The following is a 23,699-nucleotide window of genomic DNA, read 5'->3' as shown; positions in this document are numbered from 1 at the left end:
AGGCACACTTGGGATCGCAGGCCGCTTACCTGCAGTTCGAAGCACCTTTCAAAATAGATAGACGATGCGGGCCCCTCGAAGTTATCTTGATGTGCCAACTTTTTACGAAAATCTCTTTTCTCTAGCTTGCATAGATGTCCATAATTTTATGCAGCAGCCGAACGGCCTCTGGTTTAGGACGCTGGAAACTATTGCGGCCGATGATGGAGCCAAAGCCGCCCCCTTCACGGATAGCACGTATCTCTTCTAGGAGCTTTTCCTCCGTTTCAAAAGCCCCACCGGAGAAAATAACGATGCGCCGCCCTTTGAAGGCGCAGTCCACCACATGGCGCACCCTGTCGGCTAGCGTCTCAATAGGGATTTTTTGCGCCTCATAGACCTTTCGTGCCGCCTCCTGCTCGATATAGGCGGTTGGCAATTTCACCTTAATAATGTGCGCACCTAGTTGTGCGGCAATATGGGCCGCATAGCCCACCACATCTATGGCGGTCTGGCCCTGTTGGCTTAGCCCGGAGCCGCGCGGGTAAGACCAGATGACCACGGCAAGCCCATGGCGTTTGGCCTCCTCAGCACAGGCACGGATTTGACTGTACATCTCGAGCCGATGGGCTGAACCCGGGTAGATAGTAAACCCAATGGCCACACACCCAAGCCGCAGGGCATCGGCCACACTGGCCGTGAGAGCCTGGTTGGGGTCCGCTTCGTCGTACAGTACATCATGGTCGTTGAGCTTGAGAATGAGTGGAATCTCACCGGCATATTCGCGTGCACCGGCTTCGAGGAAGCCCAAAGGGGCGGCATAGGCATTGCAGCCGGCCTCAATGGCCAGCTCAAAATGGTAGCGCGGGTCGTAGGCCGGTGGGTTCGGGCCGAAACTGCGCGCAGGCCCATGTTCAAAGCCCTGATCTACCGGAAGAATCACCAGTCGTCCCGTTCCCGCCAAACGCCCATGGTTCAACAACCGCGCCAGGTTGGTGAGGGTACCGGGGTTATCGCTGCTGTACCAGCTTAAGATCTCTTTCACACGCTCCGTCATCCTGTTCTCCTACTCGCTCCTTTCTACAGATGCACCATCGCCTCTTTCTGTTAATACGTCTTAAAACTGCATGTTTCCTTCAGGCTGAGGGAGGTATTTTCCGAGTCAAAGGACTTGGATTAGATAACTCAGGGTAGGCGCGTAGCCTTAGTGAAACACAACACCCGCACGTAAAACGTGCGGGTGACGACACGACTATCTATTCGAGATAAACGCTCGCTTTACGCTGAACTTCTTATCATGGGGAGGAGCGAGGTTTTTGGGGTTTGTCTGCAGAGGTTTTTAGATTCAATAGCCGCTGAACCATCTGGACGGCTTGTGACACATCTTGGGCTTGCCCCACATAACGATGGTCTCTATCGAGAATGCGGATATCCGGTATTCCCTGCACTCCAAAACGGGTTGCTACCTTGCCATCGTCATCAGCCAAGAGAGGGTAGGTAAGGCCATGGCGTTTCTTGAAGCTTAGGAGCTGCTCCTGTGTTGGATTAGCCCCTTCGGGAACGGCGATGCCAAGCACCTGCACGCCTCTCTTTTTAAAAGCTTGCCAAATCTCTTTTTCCACATGAGGAGCCTCCTCATTGCAGGTTCCTCAGTAGTAGCCATAAAAATCGAGCACGACGATCTTGTTTTTGAACTGGGAAAGGCTTACCTGTTTGCCTTCCGCATTGCGAAGGCTAAAATCCACTTTATCGCCAGCTTTGTAGGGACTATCGGGTTTGGCCAGTGAACTGAGTGCTAAAAGCATCACCAAAACACCACCCCATAGTGCACCTAAAGTCCCTTTTGAGTAGCTCTTTGTCTGCATGGCTCACTTCCCTCCTATGGCTATCGGTTTGGCTGCATCGGCTGTCGTTTTCGGACTAAAGGCCTCTTTTACCGCTGTCGTTGCCTGCATAATGCTCATGCCGTTGAGGCGGTCTCGCAGGAAGGCGAGAGCGGCCTGCAGCTGTCGGTCGTGGGCTTTATCGTTAAGGCCTTGCCAATTCGGCTCCGGCAGCACCTCGATATCGGGCAGAATGCCGCCAGTACCGGGAATACGGTTGTGATTTTCATCCTGCTGATAATTGATATCGTAGTGCTTTGGGGGGTAGTAGAGCGCGGTGGTAAGCCTGAGACAGGAGCCGTCGTCGAGTTGAAAAAGCGTTTGCACGCAGCCTTTCCCATAGGTGCGCTGCCCGATGATAGTTCCTGCTCCATAATCCTTAATAGCACCGGTAACGATTTCGGAGGCGGAGGCACTAGAATCGTTCACCAAAACGACAAGCGGCACACGATGTTTGTAGGTGGTATCCACGTTTTCGAGTTTTCGGCCCTGCTCCTCACCGTCCCCTTCATGGATGATCACCACGTTATTGTGGAGAGCAGGCACGCTGTTTTTCGGAATAAAGATGGAGGCGATCTCCACAGCCTTTTCCAGCAGCCCACCTGGGTCGGAGCGGAGATCGAAAACAAGGGCCCGCATGCCTTGAGCTTGAAGGGCCGAGAAGGCTTTGTTGAGCTGTTCCAGGCTCTTTTCGTTGAACTCGGAGAGGTAGATGTGACCGATTTTGTATTTTGGATCCTCCATCCAATACTTAACAACAGGCGGTTCCACACGTGCACGAGTGATAGTAAATTCGATGGTCTTGTTTCCACGCGTCACCGTGATGTGCACTTTGGTCCCTGCCGGTCCTTTGATCAGTTTCACCACATCGTTGATATCCATGCCAACAACGGAGGTGTTGTTAACGCGAGTGATGATATCACCCGCTTTCATTCCAACATGTTCGGCCGGGCCGCCTTCGATCACCTCATCTACGATCACGCGTGGTGGGTCGGCTCGGAGCATGGTGCCAATACCCTCAAAATCGCCACGAGTGGTTGTCTCTTGAAACTGCAGCCACTCGTCTGGGTCGAGGAAGCTAGTAAAGGGGTCGTGAAGTGTCAACAGCATGCCACGAATGGCATCGTAGGTGAGTTGGCGGGTTTTGTTTTCGCCTATACTGCCATAGTAGTATTTGCGTAGCAGCGATAGTCCTTCGGCGTACATCGCCTCGGCATCGGCCGAGTTTTTTGCATTCTGTGGGTTTTGCGTGGCATCGTCGCTCTGGAGGAAGCGAGCCGAATGGAACCCTGGTTGAAGGGCAGACTGCGAAAGGCTTTTGCTGGCAAAACCGGCCAACAATGCCAGAAAAACAACACTAACGACTAGAGGACTCACGATCTCTCGTTTCATAGGTTTTTCCTTCACGACCTCTTTGCTTTCGGCCTATTCTGCACGTTGGATGGCCGCATCGGTATCCACTTGGTTGGGCGTTAAAGAGATATCCGGTGTTAGCCCACGGCTTAGGTCGGTACCTGTTGCCGTTAAAAGGTGCGCTGTGGCGATCTCTATGGCGGCCCCATCAGGGAGCGGGGCGTAGAGTTGCAGCACATCATCACCCTCGGTATGGGTGCCCACGATTTGAGCGTGAGCGAGATCATGTAGGGCTGCTGCCACAAACTCGGCGATATTAGCTGTGCCGGCGTCTACAAGCACGGTGATCTTTTGGACAGGGAGCTTTTTGGAAGCCGCTATCATGATGGGCGAGCGGTCATTAGGGTGCTTTTCTATAATTCCAGCTTTTCCGCCACCGGTGAGCTCTCCGATAAGAGTCTGTGCTGCGTGCCATCCGTCAAGATTAGGCGTGTTGATAGCCTCCACCCCTCCTGGGTTTTGACGTAGGTCAACGATCAGTTGTTTGAGGGGGCCTATATTTGCCAAGGCCTGTTGGAAGGCTTTTTCGCTCTCCTGGTTGAAAAGTTGGATGCGCAGATAGCCTATTCCGTCGCCAAGAAGGCGGTAGGATACCGAGGGCACCACGGTAAGTGCGGTGGTAACGGTTTTTGTAAGGGGGGCAGCCTCACCGGGGCGTACAATGGTGAGCTGGTGGGTTTGTCCGATTCCTGTAGTGAGAAGTTCTATGGCTTTAGAGAGGGAGTAGCCATCTTTGAATTTATTGGCAACGACCTCAAGTTCTTTCTGTTTGTCCGCGTCGCTTTTGCCGGTTTCATCTTGAATGCGGTTCACATCGTCGAGGATAGAGTAGGCGATAATCCAGTGCCCATCAATATGGGTAATGCGGTCGCCATCTTGCAGACCGGCCTTTTGCGCAGGGCTATTGGGCATAACATCGGTAACGGTGAGGTAACGATAGTCTACGTCCTTCTGTTTGGTTTGCAGGACATTCAGCACGACCCCGATACCGTAAAAACGGCCTTGCAGAGCATCGGTATGTGCTTGCCCTAACGAAGGTTTCAGGAAGTCCGTTTTGGGATCGTTGAGGGAGGCAAACATGCCTGAGAGGGCACCGTCGCCCAAGGAGGTCTCCGTGCCGTAGCTACGCACGTAGTCGTGCCGCACATGTTCAAGCACACTTTCGAAAACCTCAGCTGGGGGAACGTTTACGTCTTGTAAGGCGAAACGCCCATCTGCTAGCTCGATGCTGGCAAGGTGCCGTCGGTCTGTCGCGATCAGCCGCTGTAGACTCCACAAAGAGGTGTCTGCGTGCGAGGCCATTTGGCGCCCAACCCAAAAAGCGCCTGCCGTTACTCCAACCAAACCCGTAACTGCACCGAGACGGCGCAAAAACTTTTTCACTCGTGCCTCCCTTCACAGTCTTGACAATGGACGCGACGCTGTTAGCTTTACCTGTCCTAAGAGATTAGACTGTAGAAGTAGCTTCATTGTTTAGGTTATTTTTATTATACTCCGGCTTTTGAGTAGAAGTTCTCAGTGTACGGATCGAGACTTTAGGCTTTCAAAAAGGGCACTATAGCGCTGGGCGACCTTCTGACAGGTGAAGTGTTGTACCACATAGTCTCTACCGGCACGCCCCATTTTTTCAGCTAAAGCGCGATCTTCATAAAGCCCTTGCAGCGCAGAAGCGAGCGCTTTGGCGTCTTCGGGAGGGATGCATAACCCGCAGCCTGCCGTCTGAATCACGCGATGCGTGTCGCTTTCTGGGTCAACACCAGCGATAACGGGACGCCCCACCCCCATGATGGTAAAAAGTTTGCTAGGAACCGAATCCTCCGTAAGTCCTCTACGTAATGGGATCAGTCCCACATCGGCTGCGGAGTAGAGCTCTGGTACGCGTTCGTACGGTTGAAGGGGCAGAAAGATCACGTTGTTAAGCCCTAGGGCATGAGCGCGTTCTACAAGGGCCGTTTTAGAGGCTCCATCGCCAACAATGACGATGCGGAGGTCTTGCAGATTTTGAAGGCAGAGAGCTGCTTCTAATAACGTCTCCAGGCCCTGCGAAAGCCCGACGTTTCCGGCAAAAAGCGCCACGAACTTATCATCGAGGTCATGCTCTTTGCTGAAGGCGTTGTGGCGTGGTAGAGGTCGTACAAAGTTCTCATCAATGAAGTTGGGAATGACCTCAACTTTCCACTCAGGAACCCCTTTGCGCAGGAGATTGGCCTTAAAACAGTCTGAAATAACGCTGACCGCAGCTGCTTTTCGATAGACAAAGCGTTCCACCTGTTCAAAAAAACGGATGACCGCTCTGTTTTGCAACACACCAAGGCGAACGGCTACATCAGGATAGATGTCTTGAACGTTGTAGATAAATGGTACGCCTTTAATGCGGCTCAATGCCCACGCGGTGATACCGTTTGTGAGCGGAGGGGAGGGAGCAAGGATGGCATCGAAGCGCCCAATGAGCAATCCTGCAATGCCAGAGGTGAGGTTAAAGGAGAGATAGTTTAGCAGCCTGCCCCAAAAACTTGTCTTTTTCGAAGGCACATAGAGATAGACACGATAGACTCGCATAGAGCCTATTTGCTCTCGCATCCACAGTTTGCCTCGATAGGCTGGCCAGATGCAGTTTTGGTCGTAATGAGGCATACCGGTAATCACGAAAACTTCATGCCCCTGGCGTGTCAGCTCCTCTCCTAAAAGCGTCATAAGAATGGCATTGGTGGCGCTTTCTGGTCGGAAATAGGTTGTCAGCAGGAGAATGCGCACCGGTCTACCCTTTCCTATTCGAGTTGTATAATACGGCTTTATAGAGCGCCAAAGTCTCTTCAGCAGCCTTTTTCCAAGAGAAGCGTGCTACATTAGCATACCCTTTCTGACGTAAAGCCTTGCGAATCGAATCGTCATCAAGGGCTGTCCTTAAAGCGGATAGAAGCGATGTCTGGGAGTGCGGATCGAAGTAGAGAGCGCCTTCACCCGCGACTTCAGGTAAGGATGCCACCTGAGAACATACAACTGGGACGCCAGCCTGCTGCGCTTCTAGGATAGGAAGGCCAAACCCTTCATATTTCGAGGGAAAAACGAAGAGCGTTGCGCCGTCTAAAAGCGCACTTACGACGTCGTCAGCCACATAGCCTGTGCGGATTACTCGATCTCCTAACCCAAGTTGCTCGATTTTTTGTTCTACCTCTGAGCCGGGTGGCGTATGCCCTACTAGCACAAGAGGATAAGAATAGATAGATGCGATTTTTGAGAAGCCTTCCAGTAAAAATGGGATGTTTTTATGTGGGCTAAGGCTGCTAAAGGCTAAGAGATAGGGGCCGTCCAAGCCGAATTGTTGGCGTACCTCCTGCAGTTTCTGCTTCGGACAGGGTGGACGCGCTTTAGGTGCTTCGTGTATCACACAGATCTGTTCTTTCTTAAGGCCGATATGCACTATGAGCTCTTGGCGTGTAAATTCAGATACGGCGATCACGCGAGCAGCCCGCCGTGCTATCCGAGGCACCAAGAAGGCTAGCATAAGGCGTCGGGATGCTTCCATCTGATTTCCAAAAGCGATATAGTTCAGATCGTGAACGGTGACGATGTGAGGGCAGGCAGGCCATAGAGGCCCAACATATCCACAGGAATGCAGCAGCTCAATGCCCTCCCTCTTTATGCGTTGGGGCAGTTGGAGCTGCTCATAAAGATAGCGCGCTCTTCGGCTACTTGCCCGTACGGGGCAGACAACTTTACGAACGTTCGGTGCATCGGTAAGTTGGAGGTTCTCAGCTTCCAAATTGACGAAAAGGCAGTACTCATTGTCTTTGTCAATGGAGGCTAGTCCCTGGATTAACCCCTCCGCGTAGGTCTGCGTTCCGCCCACATGGTTCGGTAGAAGATAGAGCAGATTAATTCCGATACGCATTTTACGAGTGACCCTCTTCATAAGGGGCAGATATCCGTTGTGGGGAAAGGTTTACATCCTGAATGGGGCGACCATGACGCTTACGCCGACGATTCCACAGATAGCGGCCAAAGCAGAAAATCAAAGGGGGGGTTAGGGCGATGCTAAAAGCTGCCACACGCTTAAGCCCCTTCCAGTGAGATCGGATAAGTGGCTCCTTGATAAAATATTTGATGTTATAGAGGCGCTCGGCTCTGCGGGCACAAAGAAAACGCAGTGTGCCGATTCCCATTGCTTTACAAAAGGACGTGCACGCGTCTCGACAGACTTCCGGGCCGTAAAGAGGCTTTAGCCTATCTGTTAACTCGTTCCATCCTCGGAACACCTCCCAATAGCGATCCGACCAGGAAAAAACCTCGGCGCTGCCTACGCGATTACGTACCACGGGCTCCGCAAGCACAAAGAGCGTTTTGCCGACGAGCATCTCCATAATAACACCGACATGGGCGTAATAGGTTCCGATGTAGCGTTCTGGATCTACCTTTCGGAAAGGCTCGGTTCTTAGCACACAGCTTCCGATAAAACCGATCGTCCAGCCATACTGTCGGAAGAATGTCGGTGCCTCCATAGCGGTATCTCGTTCCAAAGGAAGCACCTTCTCACAGAGTACCGTCTCCACGGTAGGATCCACATAACGATAGTTCACCACCAAAAAGGGAAGATTTGTCGCTTTTGATAGCACATCTAAAACGTTGGCGATGCCTGTTGGTTCCATGCGATCGTCCTCTCCCAAAAGCCAAACATATTCGCAGGGACAGAGGTTCGCCGCATGAAGAATGTTGCGATCAAGCCCTAGTCGGGATAGGTTGGGAGAGTAGAAGAGAAGAGGATAGCGTTGTTGGAGGCGTGTTACAACGAGGCGATTAGGCGAATTTGGCGCATCGTCAGCAATAAAAATGGGGACGTTGAAGGGACGTGCCGATTCGATAACAGATAGAAGGCACCGCTCTAGCTGCTCTGGACGCTGGTAGGCCGGGATGCAAACACCCAGCTTTTTATTGCCAGCGCTTCCTAACATGGTGTATCTCCAGTGGCAGGAAGGGAGCTGGGGATGATATTCTCTCTTCCTGTAGGGTGTCTGTAGAGGATACGCAGTCTACAGATAATTTCTACAATACCAACAATGAAACCAAAGAAAAGTACATCGAGAGGAAAGTCGAAGAAGGTTAGGAACGCAGGCGCTGCAATAAGAAGAAACGCGTAAAGTAGCATGCGCGGGGACTGTTGGGTTCGCGTTAGGTCGAGATAAGGCAGTCGAGGGAGCACCATTACGTAGAGAAGAGCCGTCAACACGTTCGTTGGGCTTAACAAGCCCGATAACACCACGCCAATCCAGCCAAAATCGGCGAAGTAGGAGACCGTGGCGAAGGCTGGGGTAAATCCTTTGCTGGCCTGTCCCGGGTAGAAGATATCGTTGATCAGGGTGATGCCGTAGGAATACGGTTTATTTGGATAGAGCGCGCGAGGCACAATACGCCAAAAGCTTGAGAGGAATATCTCTCCATGATAGAGCGGTATTTGACCGTTAAGGTAACGTTGATAGTACATTGCGGCATTAACAAAATAGTCGGAATAGGTAGCGATCTTCTCTATTCCAAGTCCATGCATAGAACTGATAAAAATGTAAGCGAAGAGGGTAGTTGAGATGAGGACAAGTAAAAAGAAAGTTGCTCTGAAGTATCGGAACTTACGCAGAGATAATATGGTGAGAAAGTAGGCGGTATAGAGAAGAATGTAGTCTTTGGTGCCTAACAGATACACCCCAAATAGATAAAGAGGAAGGCGTTTAAAGAGAGAGGTAGAAGAGGTTGTATAAACGGTTCCTAACACCGTAGCAAGTGAGAGAAAAGTGATGCAGAGAGCATACCACTGTCCAGCTCCGGCACGATGGAACTGATAGCCCATTCTAGGGTTGAGAATCCATGGGACTACACCATAACTGTGGCGCGCAAGCAGCACAAAACAGAGGCAAAACAGAGCAAAAAACAGATCGGCGGCGAGGCGCATACGCTTTGGGCGTGCAGCTAGGCCTCCTGAACGCATAAGTCGCTCAAGGTACCCGCGAAATGGCTGGGCCGATAACAGGCGCACCAATAGAGTGAGCATCAAAAAAGCGAGTCCGTCATGCACGTTTTGAACGAGCAGCGCATACTGGAAATAAGGGTTAAAAAGCCCGTCTTTTAAGAGAAAGAGCGGCCCACTGAGAGTAGTCACAATCTCTGGTGGAATAGTGAAGAGCGCATAGATAGTAAGCAGATTGAGTGTCCCCAATCGGAAGTAGATACTGAAGTAGATTGGAGGAAGCAGAGTCAGGAAAAGCCAAAGGAGGAGGTTCCCCACATAAAGCAGGCTCATCATGGGTCATATCGCTCCTTTGGGGCTTTTCCCATACGACCCTTTAAAAAATCTACAACCCCATTCATCATCGCCCGAATCTGCCTTCTCTCCCCTTTTATAAGCCTCAGAACTCCCCAGGGGAGGCGTGTAATGAAGAAGTAGATAAAAAAGAAAACAAGGGCTGCAGGATTTTGTTGGTGCTTGCGCATGAAGTAAAGGCGGTTACGGGTACAGTAGTACACGGTAAGGGGAGACATTTTTCCCCCGCTCGTACTGCTCTCCTTGTGGTAGACAACGGCTTGGGGCACAAATTTGACTTTTGCTCCAAGGCGTACGGCGCGAGTAATGAGGTCTGTATCGTCGTAGTAGATGAAGTAAGCTGCATCATAGGCGCCGATACGTTTCAAGAGTTCACTTGGAAAGAGAGTGGCACAGGTGCTTGTCATCTTCCCATAGACGATCTGTGAGGTATGAGTATCGTCTAGATGGTTGTAAAAAAAGTCTCGATGCACCCCTCGCCAGTAGTCAAAGTCGCCAAAATGGTTATTGATGCGTTTGGGATCGTCATGATAGAGGATTTTCGGAACAACGATGGTATCCGGCTCCGCAGCCGCCACAAGATGAGTAAGAAAATGCGAATCGACTTCCGTGTCATTATTGAGCAGTAACACGTAATCGCATTGCTGCGCAAGACACCACGTAATGCCGGCCTCATTTCCGCCGGTGATGCCCGTGTTTTCTGCAAGGCGTATGAGATGGACATTGGGGTAGTGAGCAGCGACCCAATCGGCAGAGCCGTCGGTGGAGGCGTTATCAACAAGCACAATCTTGACCGAGGGATAGGCGACCGCTGTGAGAGACTGCAGGCATGCAGGCAAATAGTTACCTCCATTATAGTTTACAAGCACGATACCTATGACAGGTAAGGTGCGGGTAGACAGGTGAGCTTCGAGCGGTTGGACGATCGCTTCCGGCTGTTGGTTCATGCTAACCTCGCATCAATCCACGCTGACGCATCTGCTCAAGCGAAGCCTCGTAGCCTTGTGCCTCTTCATGATGGGCTTCTGCCCAGTGTAAGAAGTTTTGTAGCCCTGCAGGAAATGAGCATCGTGGCTCGTAATCGAGAAGCTCTTTGGCCAGCCTAAGGTCTGCGATATTGTGGCGGATGTCTCCTAGACGATAGGAACCTGTTATCTTAATGGCCGACCGATTGCCGAAAAAGTGATTGATGCGTTCGGCAACTTCACGCAACGTTGTCGGCTGACCGCTCCCTACATTCACGGTATAAAGGCCCTCTTGAGAGGTCTTTAAAGCGTTTACAACGGCATGCACCACATCCTCAACGTATACAAAGTCGCGGCTCTCTTCTCCGTCCTCAAATACATAGATCGGCTTTCCCTGCCGTGCCTGCCCTGCAAACACGGCGAGCACGCCTGTATAGGGATTGCTGAGCGACTGTCCAGGCCCGTAGACATTTTGAAAACGCAGGGCATAGGCCGTGATGCCTCTTGCTTTTGCAAAAAGCAGGACCATCTGTTCCTGTATCTGTTTGGTTAAGCCATAGAAGGAGGTTGGTTGATAAGGGGCACCCTCATCGGTTGGTAGAGGACGACAGAATGAGGCGCAGTGTGGACAACGCGGCTCAAAATTCCCGGCGTCCATGTCCTCGACGAGGCGCTCTTTTGGATAGACGACGCCATGGGTTTCGCAGCGATACTTTCCTTCTCCGTAGACCGCACGTGAGGAGGCGACAACAATGCGCTGGATATGGTTTTCTTTGGCGTTCATCAGGTAGTCCATAAGGTGAGCTGTGCCGCCAACATTGACTCCCTCGTAGCGGCTTACTTCGTACATAGATTGTCCGGTGCCTGTTTCTGCGGCGAGGTGAACCAAGGCATCACATCCCTCCAAGGCGCGATGTAGGGCTGCTCGATCTCTCACATCGGCCACAAAGAGAGTGAGGCCGGTGGACAAATCGGCCGGCAGTTTCTGACCATGCGGATGGATTTGAGGGTTAAAATTGTCCAAAACACTCACTTGCCACCCTTCATGCAGTAACCTGCGGCAGAGATGGGTTCCTATGAAGCCTGCTCCTCCGGTTACCAGAACCTTCACGTAGGTTGAACCTCCTTATGGGCAGTAATTTCGATGGCGTCTCCTAGCTTAAGCCGATCGAGTAGTTTGGCAGTACGTTGTGCAATAACGCGCAGCGCATAGTTGTTGAATACCAATCCCTCTGTTGAGAGCTTGCCGTTTTTGCGGTTGAGAAAAATCTGCAGGCTGCCTAGAATACCGGAGTAGTCGGAGTTATAGGTAACTCGTTCGACTACGAAATGGTGTTGTTGAAGGAGATAGGTAAGCGTTCTTACGGAGTAGCTATACGGATGTACGGGCACACCAAGGTACCACCAGTATTTTCTAAAGAGTTGCGCATTCCACCCTGCAATGTTGGGTACCCCGATAAGCAGCTTCCCTTCTGGTTTTAGAATGCGGTGTATCTCCTCTAGGGTCTCATGCGGATTTACAATGTGTTCAAATGAGTGATTGGCACGAATATAGTCGAAATAGTTCGCTTCAAAGTGTGCCTCTAAAAGATTCCCATGACGAATATCAAGCTCTGCAGCGCGGCCTACGGCTACCGCCTGTTCATTAACCTCTACCCCATAAACCTCCCATCCTTGTTGGCGCATTTTGTAGAGAAACTGCCCGCTTCCACATCCTATATCAAGCAAGCGTCCCGGCTTTGAAAACGTGGGGTCTTTCGTACCGATATGCATCATGAACAGGCTTTTAACCAGCCGCTTTAAGCGCATTCGGGCAGTCGGAGTCGATTCAAACTCCTGGTAGGCGTAGTAAGTAGACGGGTATAAACGCGTTAACGCGGCTTCATTCGGCATGGGGTTTAAAAAAACCAGCGTGCAACTTTGGCATCTATCCAGGCGGTACTCACCCGGAATACCATAGTGTCTGTCATGAGTTATATAAAGCGGTCGTAACGCCCTTGAGTTGCAGAGTGGACAGTATTCAAGTGTGATCCAGCCTGCGTCTGTTTCGGTATTATTTGTCATTATTCCCATGTCCACTCTCCGCGATCAGGATCGTAGCGGCGGAGTATGCGAGCTGGTACACCCGCAGCCACACAGTAATCGGGAACGCTCTTGGTGACCACAGAGTTGGCCCCAATAACGGCCTTATGCCCGATAGTCACATTGGGGAGCACCACACTGCCCATGCCCAAAAACGCACCATCCTGAATTTCTACAAAAGAGTCCTCTTGTGGCATTCGCTCGCCTATTTTACGTGGGTCGTGGATATCTTCATAGGGATGGTGAACGTCCACGATAGCACAGTTTCCGGTGATAGTTACCTGAGAGCCTATAACAACTTTGCGATGACAGACAATGTGAACGTTTTGCTCGATATTGGTTCGATCGCCTATAATGAGCAGAGGCTGTTTTTGGGGATCAGTTATAATGGCTTCTAAGCGAGCGCCTTCTCGAATAAGCACATGCTCTCCGATTTGAATGCAGTGAGGATTCAAAATAAGAAGCGGTTTACGTATGGCCGTACCCTTCCCCAGCTTTTTAAACATGGGACGATAGTAGAGCATAGCTTTTAGTTGATAGTAACGATGGCTTAGGCGATAGAGTCGATTCAACCATGGTTCGGCCATAAACACCTCACATTATGGCGTGTTTTGGGGTGAGAAGGTCTCCTGTCGCCCGTCGGTCGGGGAGGCTATTTCAGCGGAAGGTATCGTCTGCAAGATCGTCTCTGCGATTTGCCGATTGCGCTTGGCGATCTCGTCTGCTGTCAACCCCATTTTTGCCTCATAACCCTTTATCGCTTTGAGAAGCGAATAGATCATCATCAGCGCAGAGAGATGCACTGCTTGCCGGCCACCCCTTATTCCCCCTTTTAGAAGGTAATCGCTCCAAAGTGCTTTAAAGGGAAGTAGGAGAAGATAGGGTAGAGGGCGGTCAAGCTCTTCTGGGGCTCGCACTTTCTTCTCGATCTCTGTATATCGCTGGATGGTTTCGAGGTAGGTGGCCGCCGTATTGGAAATAAGATGATGGACGAAGTATCTAGAGGGCATATAATAGACACGTTCTTTGGGGGCCACGATCCGGCCGAATTCGTGGATTTTGTTATTCCGAAAGTCAATGGTGTTTTTCTTGAAGGCCCGTGCGCGGTAGCCGATAGCGATATCGTGACAAAAGGCTCCTTGAAAGTAGTTCTTACGTACCATACAGATCACATCGTAACGTTCCGACCGAATGAGGCGCTCTAACTCCTCCAGTGCATCCGCTGCAACTAGCTCGTCGGCTGCAAGCCAAAACATCCAATCGGTGCGCACGGCAGACTGAACATTATCGCAGGTCTCTTGGTTTTCCATAAAGCCGCCCTCATTGCGGTTTAAAAGCACATCACAGCCCTGCTCTTTAGCGATATCGCGGGTGCGATCGGTACTGTAGTTGTCAACCACAAGAATGCGCCCATAACTTCTGAAATTGCGGATGACTAGAGGAAGGCGCGCCTCTTCGTTGTAAGTGAACACCACGAAGGTTAAATTTGGGATACGCAACCTGTTACCTCTCACTCTATGGTCTTTAACGGAATATCGGTAGGGCGTGAGCGATGCCACTCGTTTCGTTTCTTTACGAAGATCAGTGTGCCTCCTCCAAAGCTTACCACAAGATGGACAAGAAAATAGACTCCCATTACTCCAGTTGCCCCATAGGGCTTTGCAAGAAGAAGGCTGCCGCCTGCAATAAGAATACCAGCGAGCAGAGCAATGCCAAGAAAAGGCTCTTGCTTATGCGCTCGTAGATAGATCCACTCTGCGTTGACAATATGATAAACCACCGTGGTCGCCACTAAGAGTAGTAACGGCAGCGGAGCAAGAAAGCGCGTTCCTAGTCGGGGATAGAAGCGCTGTAACGCCACGGCGGCGCACCAGAAAAGACCTCCGGCGGACAGCTCGATCAGCAGGGATTGCCATAAGGAAGGAAAGAAGATGCCATCGAGTGTATCGTACTCCTGTTTGGAGATCAGCATCCCGAAGGGGGCCGATTTGGTCGTAACCCAGGATAGTGCAAAAGCTGCAATAGAAGCCATAACGGCAAGGCTCATGCCCATCTGCCCCGCCATAACGGGGCCGTGGGTTGCGAACAGAATGGGGTCGAACATCCTCAAAACGGCATAGCTGCTGAGCCAACACACCGCTATTCGCCAGTGAAAAGGAAGGATCTCCGTTTTCCAATTCACGCGCGCATAGGAGGTAGGATGCCTCCATAGATCTTGAATCCATCGCCAATAGGTCCCAAACACCCATAGTCCGCTCCATAGAAAAGCCACCGTGTTGGTAATAGGAGCCGTGTTGATTCCCCAATGAAGCGTTAAGGCTATCCAAAAAAGCACCGTGCCGACGATCGTCTGTTGCATCTGCAGCCGAGCGATCTGGGCGATAAGACCGCATCCTTCTAGAATGCAGAGTAACGGCGTAACGGCCAACGAGCCCGATGTCACTAGCACGATCCAGACCCAGGGAAGTTCCCAATGCACATGGATTCCTGCGCGATGGTAATGGGAGAAGAACCAGATGCCTCCAGGCAGTACAAACAGGAGCACTGCAAGAGCTACAGCTCCATACCAAAGAAGACTAAAGCGTAGGAGGGATGCCAGTCGTGACTTGGCCGTGGAATCGCCCTCTAAAATACCCTCTTCTGTCCATCTTAAGTGGGCAAATTCGTGGCTTGCAAAGGGCACGAGAACCGTAGAGAGACCTAATTCGAAGAAGATTTGTAGGGCAAGGATATCTGCAAATGTAAAGTAGTAGCCTTGTTCTACGGGGGTTAGAAAATGGCTGATGAGGAGAAGAGAGAGTGCCCCGGAAATGAGTGTCCAACCTCTATTGATGGCGGTGTAGGCGATGGCTTGATCGATACCAAGCGCTTTCCAAAGATTGTGTAGCCAGTGCCTCTTGTTTTGCTGCATCAAGGCCGACGCCTTCCCCCTAGGTATCCGTAAGTGCTATCTCTAGAGAATCTATTTCGATTATGTTAGCGCTCGGGCAACGGTTACAATTCCTTCTACAGAGAGGCCATGGACGCTACGAAGTGACTCCTGAGTTCCCGCGTGAGAAGTTGGCTTACGAGGTAGGTGCAGAGCACGAAACGGCACAGCATAGCCCGCAACCGCCAAGACCTCGGCGACTGCAGACGCAAGTCCACCTATCCCGTGCTCTTCAACGGTGACGATTCCTCCTGTCTCAGCTGCAGCGGCTAAGATAGCTTCGCGATCGAGTGGGGCGAGGGTGTGCATGCTTAGAACGCGCGCTGCAATACCGTTTTCTGCCAAACGCTGGGCTGCTTGCATTACCGTCGCCAACATCCCTCCCGTACTGATGAGGGTTACGGAGGAACCATCTTGCATTAAGATCGCCTTTCCTATCTCAAACTTGGGATCAGTTTGATGCACTATGGGTTCACCGGCCTTTCCGAGTCGAAGGTAGCAAGGGCCATTGTACGACACTATGGCGCGAGTTGCTAAACGGGTCTCAACGGGATCGCCCGGAGCGATAACGGTCATCTCGGGTAAAACGCGCATCACGGCGAGGTCTTCCACACCGTGATGTGTATAGCCTTGTGCACCGTAGGCCAAGCCACCTCCCACGGCCACGATCTTTACATTGGCATGGTGGTAGCAGATGTCGTTGCGTATCTGCTCTAGACAGCGCATGACGGGGAAGTTGGCAATAGAGTAGGTAAAAACAATTTTGCCGCACAGGGCCAGGCCTGCGGCCATTCCCGTCATGTTCTGCTCGGCAACACCCACGTTAACGTAACGATTCGGGAATCGATCGCGAAACCGCTCCAATACAGAGTAGCCTAGATCGCCGCAAAGCAGCCAGATACGTTCCTCCTCTTCGGCTAGCTTGCACAGCTCCTCGATAAATGCTGTTCTCATTCGCAGCCTCCAAGCTCATCGAGGGCTTTTCGTAACAACTCCGTGTTGGGGGATCGGTAGTGCCACGCTAGCTCGCCCTCCATATAGCTAACCCCTTTGCCTTTGATCGTATGGGCGATGACCACTGAAGGGCGTCCTGCTTGAAAAGGAAGGGTTTGCAGCGTAGTAAGAATCTGCTCATGGTCGTGGCCATCTATTTCCCGTGCAGCCCACCCAAAAGCCTCCCATTTTGCCTTAAGCGGTTCCAAGTCCAGCACTTCCTGAACGCTGCCGAAGCTCTGTATCTTGTTGTAATCTACAATAGCCACAAGATTATCTAAGCGATGGTGCCCAGCAAACAGGATCGGCTCCCAATTCGAGCCTTCATCGAGTTCGCCGTCGCTCAGCATCACAAAAACGCGATAGTCAGCTCCATCGCGCTTGCCAGCCAAAGCCATTCCGCATCCGATAGAGAGACCATGCCCTAGCGAGCCTGTGGAGACCTCTACGCCTGGCACGTGATGGCTAATATGGCCGGTGAGCGGCGAGCCGTCGGTGCAGTAGGAATCGAGCCATTCCAAAGGGAAGAAACCGCGTTCTGCTAAGACAGCATAAAGAATAGCTGCGCCATGCCCCTTGCTCAGCAGAAATCGATCGCGTTGAGGCCAATTCGGCTCTTGGGGTCGCACCCGCAGAATGCTGCCGTAGAGGCAGGCCAAAAGATCGGCCATGCTTAAGCAGGTACCGATGTGCGAGGCGTTCGCGCGATGTACCATGCGGAGGGCATGAAGTCGGATGCGCCGCGCCAACTCAGCTGTCGTAGCGATTTCGGTTTGCACGATACCACTCCACTGTCTGTTTTAAGCCCTGTTCTAGAGGAGTTTTCGGCTCCCATCCGATAGCTTTTAGCCGACCGATGTCAGCTTGTAGATGCATCACCTGATCTGGACGATAGGGAACCTCTCCAAAACCCAGATTCAGAGAGGGGTCAATGTTATCGCGAATCGTCTCAATAATCGTACGTAAGGGTCTTGCTTCGCCGGATCCAAGGTTAAAAACCCCTCTTGCCTGCTGCTCCCTTAGCACGGTGCAGATCGCTTCGGCTACGTCGCTGACAAAGATATAGTCCCACAGCTGTTCTCCCTTCGTTAATTTGGGGTGTTCTCCTTTTAGCAGCGTAAGGATGAGATAGGGGATCAGCCAGTGAGGGGAGTCCATAGGGCCGTAAGCAGAGAAAAGACGAAGCCAAACGAACCGCATTCCGTAGAAATTACAGAGTCCTTCGGCAAGGTAGCGAAGGGCTAGTTTACTCGAACCGTAGAGGGTTGTGGGGGAAGTAGGCATGTCTTCTGAAAGGATACGGTTGGCGGGCCCATATTCGGCTTGGGAACCGAGCCCAATCCAGTGTTTGCAGCCGGCCTCGGCACTCAGGCGAATGAGTTCGAGACTAGTTGGGATGTTTTCAAAGATCTGAGACACGTCGTTGCGTTGGGTATTGACTACGCCCTGCCATGCAAGATGCACAATGGCTTCCGGTTGAAAAGGTTTTAGCTGAGATGCGAGTGCCTGTGGATGGGTAAGGTCGCCATAAAGAACAGTCACTCGATCTAATAGGTCTTGAATGCGCCACGGATCGCTGGTAGGGCGTAAGAGAATCGCCACGGTTTGCCCTTCCTCCAGTAGTTTGCGCAGGGTGTGCGCTCCAATAAATCCGGTGGCTCCTGTCAGTAGCACCCGCATCCTAGCTTAACCTCTTGAGGTGTTCAAGTGCACGGTGAATGCGCAGATGAGCGGGAGGACGATTGGGGGGATCTGAAATATGAAAGCGAAGCCGATGCACTGTTTTGGCCAAAGCGATGCGCAAATAGTAGAGCCAGTATCTCCATTCAAAATCCTGAGGGAGAGGACGTATGGAGGCATATCCTCGAAGAAACGGCTCGCGCATCTCCTCTCGGTTGAAGGTTCCCCAACTTGCAATATCGAACACTGGGTCGCCGCACAGGACATCTTCCCAATCCAAGATAGCGGTGATCTGCTGTCCATCGGTCATGATGTTATGATGACCTAGGTCTCCATGCAAGAGATGAGACGGTGCACTCTCGAAAACGCCGCATGCCTCTTTTTGGAGAAAACGACTACAGAGAGTTGCTTCCTCGGTGGAGAGAACACCGGCCTCGCTACAGCGTTTTATGTGGGTCTCAAGGTGAAGCAGAAGGTATTCCGACCATGAAGTATGAGTGCCCTGGGGCACCTGTAGCGTGTGCTGCCAAGAAGAGATATCTAGTGGGCCGTAGTTTGTACCAAGAACGGCATGGATTTTGGCCACTGTTTGACCTAATGCAAGTAGAAGTGTAGCATCGAGCGCCTGGGTTTGTGGGTTTTCAAGTTGTTTGAGCGTTTTCCCAGAAGTCGATAAAGAGAGCATATAATCGGAAGGAGGTCTATTCCGATTGAGTTCGATGGCGAGGATGGAGGCGGTTGGCACCTCTTGGCTTAGAAAGTTCTCTGCCCAAGCATCGAATAGAAAGGCAAATGCGGGGGTATGAAGGAGAAAATTGGCACGGAGATAGTAGCATCGGTTCGGCTCGATTGTGATATGATAGACCCCATAGAATGTGCCCTTTTCAGGTAGGGGAGCTATATGCAAGTCGCTCTTGAAAAAACTCCGACAGAGGTCTTTAACAGCCGGTAAGTTTTGAAGACACGCCGCGCGGCGACACTCGCGTAGAGTGGCAAGCTGTTGATCGGAAAGCTCAATATCGGCTTTCCGTAGAAAAAGGCGTGCCTGCTCCTCGCGAAATGCTAAACTTGACGGTAACTGTGCATAACTCTGGATTTGCGTACTAGAGATCATCGTAGCCTAGATGTTTTAACATCACAGAAGCAAGCGAGCGTATCTCGGTTCTTTCCTCATGGGAAAGCTCACGTAGGGTAGCTATGTTCGCTTCCGGAGTGGGGATGCGAACAGTTCCCCATGGGTAGACCTCTTGGAGACGCTGACCATTCCATGAGGGATAAAGTAGGGTATCAGACCACGCAATACCGAGGTGCGCACAGAGGTTACCAAGCGTCTTCTTTGGATCGGCGATAATGTCTTCGAAGCGAAGTAGGTGAAAGCGTTGTGGGTATCGTTCTGCGAACGTGAGGGCCATATGCTGGAGGATATTCCATGTCCACACGTAACGAGAGAGAGACAGAGGAAACGGGCGCTTCTTGGTATCGGCATAGCCCGAGTAGGGATTACGTACGATATGCACTAGATGTGCATCGGGTAGATCGGAGAGGATCTTCTCGGTATCAATAGCCTGTACGGGGTTATAGCCAACATAGTACTTTTCCTGGCCGGTGCGCTGCACATTACGCCAGGTATCAAAAGTCGCTTCAAAGAAGGCCATAACGAGATTTCCCCGTGTGCGAGGTTTCTGCTGGGCGATCTCTATGAAACGTTGCTTTCTCTCCTTTTCATCAAGTTGCAAGTCAGCATGGGCGAACTTGCTTCGGGAAGGAGTACGCAAGCGCACTTTCATCTCTTCGTCATAAAAGAGCTCATAGTCCTCCGCAGGATGCCCTTGCAGAGGAAACTCAGGCCAACGATAGCGGAAAGGCACAAAACTCGTGAAATAGTCGGCGACTAAGCTTGTGCCCACCTGTGATTCAAAAGGGTAGACAAATAGTTCTGGGTGTCCATCGAGCATACGATGGGTGGTATTCCCTCCATTTTCATACATAGCCGAAAGCATGATCAGGCGTGCTGGTTTCGACATCAGTTTGTTTGTAACTCCTTTAACAAAGAATAGTTTTCAGCTCTCTGAAGAGAAAAATCTGCGATACCACGCAATGGTGCGCTCAAGCCCCTCTTCGAGAGTGAACAGGGGGTGCCATCCGAGCACACGGCGTGCTTTGTCTGCGCTAAGGTACTGGTGTTTTATCTCATTGCGGGTTTCGTTCAGCACCACAGGCTCTAGGGAGGAGCCTATCTGCTGACAAATCTTGCGAACGAGCTGAAGTACGCTCACCTGAATCTCATTAGAAAAGTTAAAGGCTTCTCCTCGCAGCTCAGGGCGTTTGGCAAGCTGCTCGGCCAACAGCATGTAGGCCGCAGCGCCATCTTCAACGTAGAAATAGTCGCGAATGTAGCTGCCATCCGACCGAATCACAGGACGTTCTCCCCTTAGAAGCGAACGAATGGTGCCGGGCACTATGCGATTCCAATTGAGATCGCCACCGCCATAGAAATTACCACACCGCGTGATCGCCACCGGTAGTTCGTAGGTCTTGGCATAGGTATGGGAGATAAGATCGGCGCAAGATTTACTTACATCATAGGGATGCTGTCCTTGAAGCGGGGTCGTCTCATCATAAGGCAGCTTCTCCTGATCGCCGTAGGCTTTGTCAGAGGAGGCCACCACAATCTGTTTCACCGTAGGACTTCTGCGACAGGCCTCTAGAAGGCACCAGGTGCCTTGAATGTTGGTTTCGAATGTGGAGACAGGATTGCGATTCGCGATCCCGACAATCGTTTGGGCAGCGAGATGGATAACGGTATCTATCTCATATTCTCCTAGTATACGCTCTAGCAGTGCTTGGTCACGAATATCCCCACGCACAACACGTGCTCGCTCGATATCGCCGCTACGAACCAACTCGCATTGGGGCACCCAATCGCGCACTAAACAAACGACATCGGCCTGTGCGGCTAACAGTCGTTTAACCAGCCATCCGCCCACGAGACCCGTAGCTCCCGTAACCAACGTGGGGCGATCGATCCAGAAAGAGGTCATTTCCAAACCTTCCAAGGAGCGTTTGCCGATTGCCAGAGGCTTTCCAAAAGCCTTTTATCGCGTAGCGTGTCCATGCACTGCCAAAATCCGTCGTGTCGGTAGGCCGCGAGCTGCCCTTCCTTTGCTAACACCTCAAGCCCGTCTCGCTCTAAAATAGATTGGTCGTCTTTCAAATAGCGGAATATCTCTGGCTCCAGGACCATAAATCCCCCGTTGATCCAACCCTCTCCGACTTGGGGTTTCTCCACGAATTCAACGACTTGGTCATTCTCAATGACCAACTCACCAAAACGGGCGGGGGGACGCACCGCCGTGACGGTGGCGATCTTCCCTTGCTTCTTATGAAACTGCACCAAGGCGTGAATATCCACGTTGCTCACCCCGTCGCCGTAGGTAGCACAAAAGGTGGAATCTTTCAGCCAGGGCTCAAGCCGCTTTATACGTCCACCGGTCTGTGTTTGAAGGCCAGTATCAATAAGATGCACTTTCCAATCCTCACAATGAGGCTCATGAACTCTTACGCCGCCGGTGGAGATGTCAATGGTCATGCTGCCTTGGAGTGTGTAGTAGTCAAGGAAGTAGCGTTTGATCACCTCCCCTCGATAGCCAAGGGCGATGAAGAACTCTTTGTGACCGTAGTGGCTATAGATTTTCATGATGTGCCAGAGAATAGGATAGTTCCCCACCTCTACCATCGGTTTGGGACGAATCTCGGTCTCTTCAGCTAAGCGGGTCCCTAAACCGCCGGCCAAAATCGCAACCTTCATGACGATACCTCAATGATGTCATAAAGTTCAGACACACTAGTATACCTATCGGTCGAAAGATTCCGGAGATTGTTAACGTGATGGGATACGTTCCACCTCTACCGTTTTCTCAGGCTGCGGTAAGATCGGCGCTTCAGCAAGGGAGGGAGATGCCATGCGCTCGGCAACAGCGTGCAGATAGCCGCGTACGATGAAGTAACCTAAGGGAAGCAGAGCCAAGATAAAACTGAGCGCTCCAAAGGTAAGTAGACCCGGCGATCCCGCACGTGGAGGCAGGGCGGAATCCACCACGCTGATGCGACTTTTGCCTGAGACGGTAGAGAGCCTCAGCCGAACAGCCTCTTCCTCTGCTGTTTGTAAGGTTGCTAAGGCGAGTTTCTGATTCGCTTCCAGCAGAGCCAGCTGAGTAGAAAGCTCGCGACGTACGAACAGATGTTGAGCGGCCAGCTTGATCAGGCCGAGAATGCGATTCTCCTGGGCTTGCAGCGCCTTTAAACGCGCTTGGTTAGCAATATACTGCGTATCAAGCCGATAGAGATAACCTTTTTCTTGCTGTTGCAGCGCCTTTCTGGCTAGTTGCACCTGTGCTCTAGCCTGCACGACCTGCGGATTGGTGGGAGAAAGTTGTTGGGCATAAACCAACTGATTGTAGTTGTTCTCGGCTAGGGCCAGATTCATTCTAGCCGTTCGCAGAAGCGGGTCGTCCGCCGGCAACTCGGAGAGGTGGCTTAACTGTTTTAGGACACCGGCCCGAAGAAGGCTGTTCGTTTTTTCAAGAGCGCTGATCTCCGCCGCCGTCTTTCCATAGTCTGTATAGAGACTATCTAGGGCACCGCTCGTGCCGGCTGTATCTACGCTGGGCGATTCATCGGGGGTGAGCCCTTTTAAATGCTGCACAAACGTCATGAGGCGTTCAGACGCTCTGTGGTAAGCCGCTTGCGCGCGCTCTAACTCCCTTTGACCAGCCCGTAGCAACACCGAATCGCGGTCGTTATCGCTGGTGGCATAGTAGTGCTGTAAAGCAATGGCGTAGAGGTTCGCCGCTTTAGCGGCAAGTTCTTTTACTTGTGCACGGCGCTGCCCAGCCCCTAAAGCCCATCGTGCAGGGCCTGGCAAGCGCACCGAAACGTAAAGCAGCCCGTCGTTAGAGTTATCCACCGGTACCACGTGTCGCATTAACAGATCGTCGGCGTCGCGCTCCGTGCGAAGGTGGTAAAAGCTTTTGAGGTTGATCTGCTTTTCTACCTCCTCGGCCAAACGACGGCTTTTGAGTACCCCAATGTACTTCTCCTGATTCGTCTGTCCAAGAAGTGCACTCAAACCAGAGCTCCCACTGCCCGCGTTCGGAGCGTGTTGCACCGATAGCGACACGGTAGCCTCATAAGTTTGGGGGAACAGAAAAAGCATCAGCACTAAAAAGACAACAAAAAGCATTGGGCCTACTAGCATCCAAAGCCGCACATATCTGCGCACGACTGCGGTAAGCAGGTCGAAATAGAGGACAAGTTCGTCGTTCTGCGACATCCAAAGGCGCTCCGATAGGTTTAGAGAACTATTTTACCGCAACGGACGTATACCAAGCCGCTCTGTTCTTCCTAGAGTGGCGTGGGGCTCTCCTTCCCCACATGAGAGGTACCCAGCTCTTATTGGGTAAAAGGCC

22 protein-coding genes and 1 pseudogene are annotated in these 23,699 nt (G+C 51.7%); all 23 read right to left on the bottom strand.

Annotation, left to right across the window (positions count from 1 at the left end; translation table 11 throughout):
• Nucleotides 1–121: 121 nt before the first annotated feature.
• A complete protein-coding gene (locus tag CCALI_RS08275) occupies nt 122–1,036 on the bottom strand; it encodes a class I fructose-bisphosphate aldolase (RefSeq protein ID WP_016483027.1) in 915 nt (304 codons plus the stop codon).
• A gap of 238 nt (nt 1,037–1,274) precedes the next feature.
• Nucleotides 1,275–1,616 (bottom strand): annotated as a pseudogene (locus tag CCALI_RS16625) (peroxiredoxin family protein); the annotation flags it as partial.
• A gap of 12 nt (nt 1,617–1,628) precedes the next feature.
• On the bottom strand, nt 1,629–1,844 hold the full coding sequence (locus tag CCALI_RS16820) for a peroxiredoxin family protein (protein WP_044949026.1): 216 nt from the start codon (nt 1,842–1,844) through the stop codon (nt 1,629–1,631).
• A 3-nt stretch (nt 1,845–1,847) separates the two neighbouring features.
• The gene (locus CCALI_RS15145) at nt 1,848–3,254 is read right to left on the bottom strand and encodes a S41 family peptidase (RefSeq protein ID WP_016483026.1); all 1,407 of its coding nucleotides are present in this window, start codon (nt 3,252–3,254) and stop codon (nt 1,848–1,850) included.
• 33 nt (nt 3,255–3,287) lie between these two features.
• Nucleotides 3,288–4,658 carry a S41 family peptidase gene (locus CCALI_RS08255; protein ID WP_016483025.1) on the bottom strand — a complete coding sequence of 457 codons (1,371 nt, stop codon included), beginning with the start codon at nt 4,656–4,658 and terminating at the stop codon, nt 3,288–3,290.
• Nucleotides 4,659–4,790: 132 nt separating this feature from the next.
• Nucleotides 4,791–6,029 carry a glycosyltransferase family 4 protein gene (locus CCALI_RS08250; RefSeq protein WP_016483024.1) on the bottom strand — a complete coding sequence of 413 codons (1,239 nt, stop codon included), beginning with the start codon at nt 6,027–6,029 and terminating at the stop codon, nt 4,791–4,793.
• Between the two features lie 4 nt (nt 6,030–6,033).
• A complete protein-coding gene (locus CCALI_RS08245; protein WP_016483023.1) occupies nt 6,034–7,167 on the bottom strand; it encodes a glycosyltransferase family 4 protein in 1,134 nt (377 codons plus the stop codon).
• A 1-nt stretch (nt 7,168) separates the two neighbouring features.
• Nucleotides 7,169–8,224 carry a glycosyltransferase gene (locus tag CCALI_RS08240; RefSeq protein WP_016483022.1) on the bottom strand — a complete coding sequence of 352 codons (1,056 nt, stop codon included), beginning with the start codon at nt 8,222–8,224 and terminating at the stop codon, nt 7,169–7,171.
• Complete coding sequence (locus CCALI_RS08235; RefSeq protein ID WP_016483021.1) at nt 8,218–9,564, bottom strand: hypothetical protein; 1,347 nt, start codon at nt 9,562–9,564, stop codon at nt 8,218–8,220. Before CCALI_RS08235 ends, CCALI_RS08240 begins: the two co-directional genes overlap by 7 nt.
• Nucleotides 9,561–10,529, bottom strand: coding sequence for a glycosyltransferase family 2 protein (locus CCALI_RS08230; RefSeq protein ID WP_016483020.1), 969 nt, complete (start codon nt 10,527–10,529; stop codon nt 9,561–9,563). Before CCALI_RS08230 ends, CCALI_RS08235 begins: the two co-directional genes overlap by 4 nt.
• 1 nt (nt 10,530) lies before the next feature.
• Nucleotides 10,531–11,658: an NAD-dependent epimerase/dehydratase family protein gene (locus CCALI_RS08225; RefSeq protein ID WP_016483019.1), complete on the bottom strand. Its 1,128-nt coding sequence runs from the start codon at nt 11,656–11,658 to the stop codon at nt 10,531–10,533.
• Complete coding sequence (locus tag CCALI_RS08220; RefSeq protein ID WP_016483018.1) at nt 11,655–12,620, bottom strand: class I SAM-dependent methyltransferase; 966 nt, start codon at nt 12,618–12,620, stop codon at nt 11,655–11,657. The genes CCALI_RS08225 and CCALI_RS08220 overlap by 4 nt, the downstream gene beginning before the upstream one ends.
• Complete coding sequence (locus CCALI_RS08215; protein WP_016483017.1) at nt 12,611–13,216, bottom strand: acyltransferase; 606 nt, start codon at nt 13,214–13,216, stop codon at nt 12,611–12,613. The genes CCALI_RS08220 and CCALI_RS08215 overlap by 10 nt, the downstream gene beginning before the upstream one ends.
• A gap of 12 nt (nt 13,217–13,228) precedes the next feature.
• Nucleotides 13,229–14,128 carry a glycosyltransferase gene (locus tag CCALI_RS08210; RefSeq protein WP_016483016.1) on the bottom strand — a complete coding sequence of 300 codons (900 nt, stop codon included), beginning with the start codon at nt 14,126–14,128 and terminating at the stop codon, nt 13,229–13,231.
• A gap of 11 nt (nt 14,129–14,139) precedes the next feature.
• Complete coding sequence (locus tag CCALI_RS08205) at nt 14,140–15,540, bottom strand: hypothetical protein (protein ID WP_016483015.1); 1,401 nt, start codon at nt 15,538–15,540, stop codon at nt 14,140–14,142.
• A gap of 60 nt (nt 15,541–15,600) precedes the next feature.
• Nucleotides 15,601–16,512, bottom strand: a complete 912-nt coding sequence (locus CCALI_RS08200; RefSeq protein ID WP_016483014.1) for a transketolase family protein — start codon at nt 16,510–16,512, stop codon at nt 15,601–15,603.
• Nucleotides 16,509–17,330: a transketolase gene (locus tag CCALI_RS08195; RefSeq protein ID WP_016483013.1), complete on the bottom strand. Its 822-nt coding sequence runs from the start codon at nt 17,328–17,330 to the stop codon at nt 16,509–16,511. Before CCALI_RS08195 ends, CCALI_RS08200 begins: the two co-directional genes overlap by 4 nt.
• Nucleotides 17,302–18,231, bottom strand: coding sequence for an NAD-dependent epimerase/dehydratase family protein (locus tag CCALI_RS08190; protein ID WP_016483012.1), 930 nt, complete (start codon nt 18,229–18,231; stop codon nt 17,302–17,304). The genes CCALI_RS08195 and CCALI_RS08190 overlap by 29 nt, the downstream gene beginning before the upstream one ends.
• A 1-nt stretch (nt 18,232) precedes the next feature.
• Nucleotides 18,233–19,345: an aminoglycoside phosphotransferase family protein gene (locus tag CCALI_RS08185; RefSeq protein WP_016483011.1), complete on the bottom strand. Its 1,113-nt coding sequence runs from the start codon at nt 19,343–19,345 to the stop codon at nt 18,233–18,235.
• The gene (locus CCALI_RS08180) at nt 19,335–20,255 is read right to left on the bottom strand and encodes a sulfotransferase family protein (RefSeq protein WP_016483010.1); all 921 of its coding nucleotides are present in this window, start codon (nt 20,253–20,255) and stop codon (nt 19,335–19,337) included. The genes CCALI_RS08185 and CCALI_RS08180 overlap by 11 nt, the downstream gene beginning before the upstream one ends.
• A 36-nt stretch (nt 20,256–20,291) precedes the next feature.
• Nucleotides 20,292–21,272: a GDP-mannose 4,6-dehydratase gene (locus CCALI_RS08175; protein ID WP_016483009.1), complete on the bottom strand. Its 981-nt coding sequence runs from the start codon at nt 21,270–21,272 to the stop codon at nt 20,292–20,294.
• On the bottom strand, nt 21,269–22,039 hold the full coding sequence (rfbF, locus tag CCALI_RS08170; protein ID WP_016483008.1) for a glucose-1-phosphate cytidylyltransferase: 771 nt from the start codon (nt 22,037–22,039) through the stop codon (nt 21,269–21,271). Before rfbF ends, CCALI_RS08175 begins: the two co-directional genes overlap by 4 nt.
• 72 nt (nt 22,040–22,111) lie before the next feature.
• On the bottom strand, nt 22,112–23,563 hold the full coding sequence (locus CCALI_RS08165; RefSeq protein WP_016483007.1) for a Wzz/FepE/Etk N-terminal domain-containing protein: 1,452 nt from the start codon (nt 23,561–23,563) through the stop codon (nt 22,112–22,114).
• Nucleotides 23,564–23,699: the final 136 nt, after the last annotated feature.

The organism is Chthonomonas calidirosea T49 (genome assembly GCF_000427095.1).
Lineage (GTDB): Bacteria > Armatimonadota > Chthonomonadetes > Chthonomonadales > Chthonomonadaceae > Chthonomonas > Chthonomonas calidirosea.
Note: the sequence above shows the minus strand (reverse complement) of the source record. Positions and strands in the feature narration are given on the sequence as shown.